5 protein-coding genes are annotated in these 3918 nt (G+C 43.1%); 4 read left to right on the top strand and 1 reads right to left on the bottom strand.

All coding sequences use genetic code 11. The annotated features are described in order from the left end of the window. Positions 1-315: 315 nt before the first annotated feature. Genes BG32_RS00840 through BG32_RS00825 form a run of 4 tightly spaced genes read left to right on the top strand, consistent with a single transcriptional unit; the run spans position 316 to position 3643 of the window. Positions 316-1137, top strand: a complete 822-nt coding sequence (locus tag BG32_RS00840) for an aldo/keto reductase (RefSeq protein ID WP_006488062.1) — start codon at positions 316-318, stop codon at positions 1135-1137. A 10-nt stretch (positions 1138-1147) separates the two neighbouring features. Next, positions 1148-1801: a B12-binding domain-containing protein gene (locus BG32_RS00835; protein ID WP_006488063.1), complete on the top strand. Its 654-nt coding sequence runs from the start codon at positions 1148-1150 to the stop codon at positions 1799-1801. Next, positions 1798-2964, top strand: coding sequence for an ABC transporter permease (locus tag BG32_RS00830; RefSeq protein ID WP_006488064.1), 1167 nt, complete (start codon positions 1798-1800; stop codon positions 2962-2964). The genes BG32_RS00835 and BG32_RS00830 overlap by 4 nt, the downstream gene beginning before the upstream one ends. Continuing rightward, positions 2957-3643 (top strand): ABC transporter ATP-binding protein, encoded by a 687-nt coding sequence (locus BG32_RS00825; RefSeq protein ID WP_006488065.1) that lies wholly within the window; start codon positions 2957-2959, stop codon positions 3641-3643. Before BG32_RS00830 ends, BG32_RS00825 begins: the two co-directional genes overlap by 8 nt. A gap of 43 nt (positions 3644-3686) precedes the next feature. Here the strand turns inward: BG32_RS00825 and BG32_RS00820 are convergent. Next, on the bottom strand, positions 3687-3918 hold a 232-nt coding region (locus BG32_RS00820; protein WP_121526231.1), incomplete at its 5' end, for a DUF2179 domain-containing protein.

The raw sequence follows: 3918 nt of genomic DNA, 5'->3' as shown, positions 1-3918 counted from the left end.
AACTGCAACTGCAAAGTGATCAGCCCGTTTAAACAATTATACCTCAAGGACTGTCAACCTTAATTAGATCCGTTATAGCATATTCTCGAGAATCACTGGTTGACATACAGAGAATGAAGTTTAAATCTAACTCAAAGGGAGATGTTCTTAATCTCCTTCATCTTGACTTCGAGTAGATTGTTTTGATGCATTAATAACATTCTCATGAGAAGATTTAATTATGATGAATTACGTGCTCATGGAAGTTTGCAATGTTTTACAAGCTACTTTCTTTCGAATCATTAATGTAAAATGTAAAGAACAGGGGTGAATAAAATGATTTACAGAACTTTGGGAAAGAATATGGGAGAAATTCCAGCCATAGGGATTGGTACATGGGAAATAGGTGGAAGAGATCTTCCCGATCTATCTAGAGACAAAGAGCATATCGACACAATATCCAGAGCAATTGAGATGGGTTATACGCACATAGACACGGCGGAATACTATGGTGGAGGCCATACCGAAGAAATAATAGGAGAGGCTATTTCGGTCTTCAGCAGAGAAGAGCTGTTCATTACTTCTAAGGTTTGGCCCACCCATCTGTGGAAGGAAGAACTTCACAGAGCTCTAGAAGGAACTCTGAGAAGACTCAGGACGGACTATCTTGATCTCTACCTTATACATTGGCCAAATCCCGATGTTCCTCTCGAAGAGACCCTGAACGCTATGAGTGAAGAAGTAGTGAATGGAAGAGTCAAGTTTATTGGCGTTTCTAACTTTGACACACCTTTATTGAAGAAGGCGGTTGCCGTTTCGAAACAACCAATAGTAAACAATCAAGTTCTCTTCAACATTGACGATAGACAACCAGTGGAAGAGCTTCTTCCTTACTGTCAGAATCATGAAATAACCCTGACTGCCTATTCGCCGCTTAGAAGAAACTCTTTGAAACCATCGACCGAGAAGCTGCTGAAGGATTTGGCCGTGAAGTACTCCGCAACTGTACAGCAAATAATGCTTGCTTGGTTGTTGGGCAAAGAAGGAGTTGTGGTAATTCCGAAGGCATCGAAGCTAGATCACCTGCGCCTAAATCTCGAAGCGGGGAGTATAGTCCTGGATGACGATGATACGAGGAGACTAGATTCTCTGGAATAAGGAGGTTACCTTGAACGAAATCAGAAGTAGTTTCATAGAGGCTCTAGATTCTCAGGACAAAAAGAGAGCCGTAGAAATCTGCATCGACGCCCTGGATTCTGGTAGCATTGAAGTGGTAGATCTATATCTGGAAATTCTCGGCCCTGCTCTCGGAAACTGGGAGTGCGACTATGAAAGTGACAGGATGTGCATCTGGAACGAACATATAAGAAGCTCAATCGTCAGGACCGTAATGGAATGTTGCTATCCCTACATCATAGGGAAAAGAGGCGGCAAAAGATCTGCCGAGAAAGAGGTTACCGTTGCAGTTCTCTGTCCACCGGAAGAGTATCATGAAATAGGTGCCAGGATGATCTCAGACATCTTCACGATTGCAGGATATAACTCGACGTTTGTAGGTGCAAATACCCCTCTCGACACCTTCCTCGAAGCGATGAAAGAGCTTAATCCATCCTATATTGCTATTAGTGTTTCTAATTACTACAACCTCATAAATACACGTAGGATGATTACCAAAATAAGGGAACACGGTGGAAAATCAAGAATAGTGGTTGGCGGAAAGGCCTTCGAGAAGAACCCCAATTACTGGAAGGAAGTGGGAGCCGATATTTTCCTGAAAGATCCGAGAGAAATCTTCTCATTCGGGGAGGGTGATAAGAAATGAAACTGGCATTTTCAATCGCAATGCGTTTCCTATCATCCAGCAAGGTACAGACTCTTCTCATAGTTCTAGGGATTGCAATAGGGGTATCCGTCCAGGTATTTATCGGCTCGCTCATTCAGGGACTGCAAAAGGACCTGGTCGACACCACAATCGGAAGTTCTTCACAAGTTACCATTACTTCATCGGAAGAAGACAATAGAGTAGCAGACTGGGAGAGTATAATTTCGGAGATCGATTCTCTAGATCTTCCAACGGAACTAACGGCTCTTTCGGCGAGCGCGGATCTTCCAGTATTTATCGACAGCGGCAACAGAACCTTATCGGTTCTTCTTCGGGGTCTTCAGTTTCCCGAATCAAATGCAATATATAAGATCGATACACGTCTAGTAGATGGTAAAATCCCGGAGAATTATAGAGAGATCTTGATCGGCAAGGGTTTAAAAGAGGATCTGGAAGTGAAAATCGGTGAAAAAATAACGATATTCACTCCAGACAGAACAGTCGAAACCCTCGAAGTCGTCGGCATTTTTGATCTGGGAGTTGCAAGTCTCAATAGGAACTGGCTGATCTCAACGATCGATACTGCTCAATCCGTGGGGGATCTGGGCGATGCGGTCACTTCGATCGAAATGCAGGTGAGCGAGGTTTTCAGAGCCGATGAAAACGCTTCACTAATTTCGGAAGCTCTTCGGAATCCTAGTCTACAAGTTACAGATTGGAAGTCCCAGAATGAGGACCTCCTTTCCGGGCTGAACGGACAGAGTATTTCAAGTATAATGATTCAAGTCTTCGTAATTATTGCCGTTTCGCTTGGAATAGCAAGTGTCCTGGCAGTAACTGTAGTCCAGAAATCGAGACAGATAGGAATACTAAAAGCAATGGGTTTGAGAGATTCTACAACAAGCTTCGTCTTCCTATTTCAGGGGCTCGCACTGGGAGTTGTGGGTGCTGTTGTTGGAATAGCCTTTGGCTTATTGCTTATAATAATGTTTTCTACCTTTGCCGTTGGACCAGACGGAGAACCAATATTAAGCATCTCTCTTAACTACGGATTTGTAATGCTTTCTGCGATCATAGCCATAAGTGCTTCGACCATTGCAGCCATGGTTCCTGCAAGAAGATCCTCCAAACTCAGTCCGGTTGAGGTGATAAGAAATGGCTGATATTATAAAGCTTGAAGAGATAAAGAAAGAATACGGAACCGTTGTCAAAACCGAAGTGCTGCATGGAATAAATCTTGCGATCGAAGAATCTTCTTTCATCTCGATAGTCGGCCAATCTGGAAGCGGAAAGTCTACACTGATGAATATTATTGGAACTCTTGATAAGCCATCTAGCGGAGAAGTAACGATTTCCGGCAGGAAGACAAACAAAATGAATAAGAATGAACTCGCAAAAGTAAGAAACGAAACAATAGGATTTATCTTCCAGTTTCATTACCTCCTTCCGGAATTCACTGCTTTTGAGAACGTAATTCTCCCGTACAGAATAAAGGGTCTCAAACCAACGAAAGAAGTAGTAGAAAGAGCGAGAGAGCTTATGGATATTGTTGAAATCAGCATGGTCAGGAACAATCTTGCGCCAAATATGTCCGGAGGTCAACAGCAGAGAACGGCAATCGCGAGGGCACTCATAAATAATCCGAAAATCATCCTCGCGGACGAGCCGACAGGTAATCTCGATTCAGATACTTCGTCAAAGGTCTTCAATCTCATGCGCAGCCTTAACAAGAAATACGGAACAACCTTCGTGATCATCACTCATGACAGAAGGATCGCAGAAGAAACTGACAGAATAATCGAAATAAAAGACGGTAACATCGTTAACGACATAACGAGATGAGGGCCGAACCCTTATCTCTTTCTCGTAGTAATCCATACAGAGGTCACTTCGATTTTCTTAAAGGCGATTCTCTTCTTATTCGCAATGTATCTCTTGGCAAGAAGACTCCTTCCCTAACCTTCCGGATATCTTCAACAGACATAAACGCCTTTGGTACGCATTCTTGAGCTATTCTTTCAAACTCTGAGACTTCCTTCCTGTTTATTATACTGTAGATTATGTAAGCCTTTCCGCGAGAGCCTTGCGCATCTATCTTTGTCACCCCAAATCCCGCC

It is taken from the genome of Mesotoga sp. HF07.pep.5.2.highcov, from assembly GCF_003666285.1.
GTDB lineage: Bacteria > Thermotogota > Thermotogae > Petrotogales > Kosmotogaceae > Mesotoga > Mesotoga prima.
The sequence above is the reverse complement of the archived record's forward strand: the minus strand, read 5'-3'. Positions and strand labels throughout refer to the sequence as shown.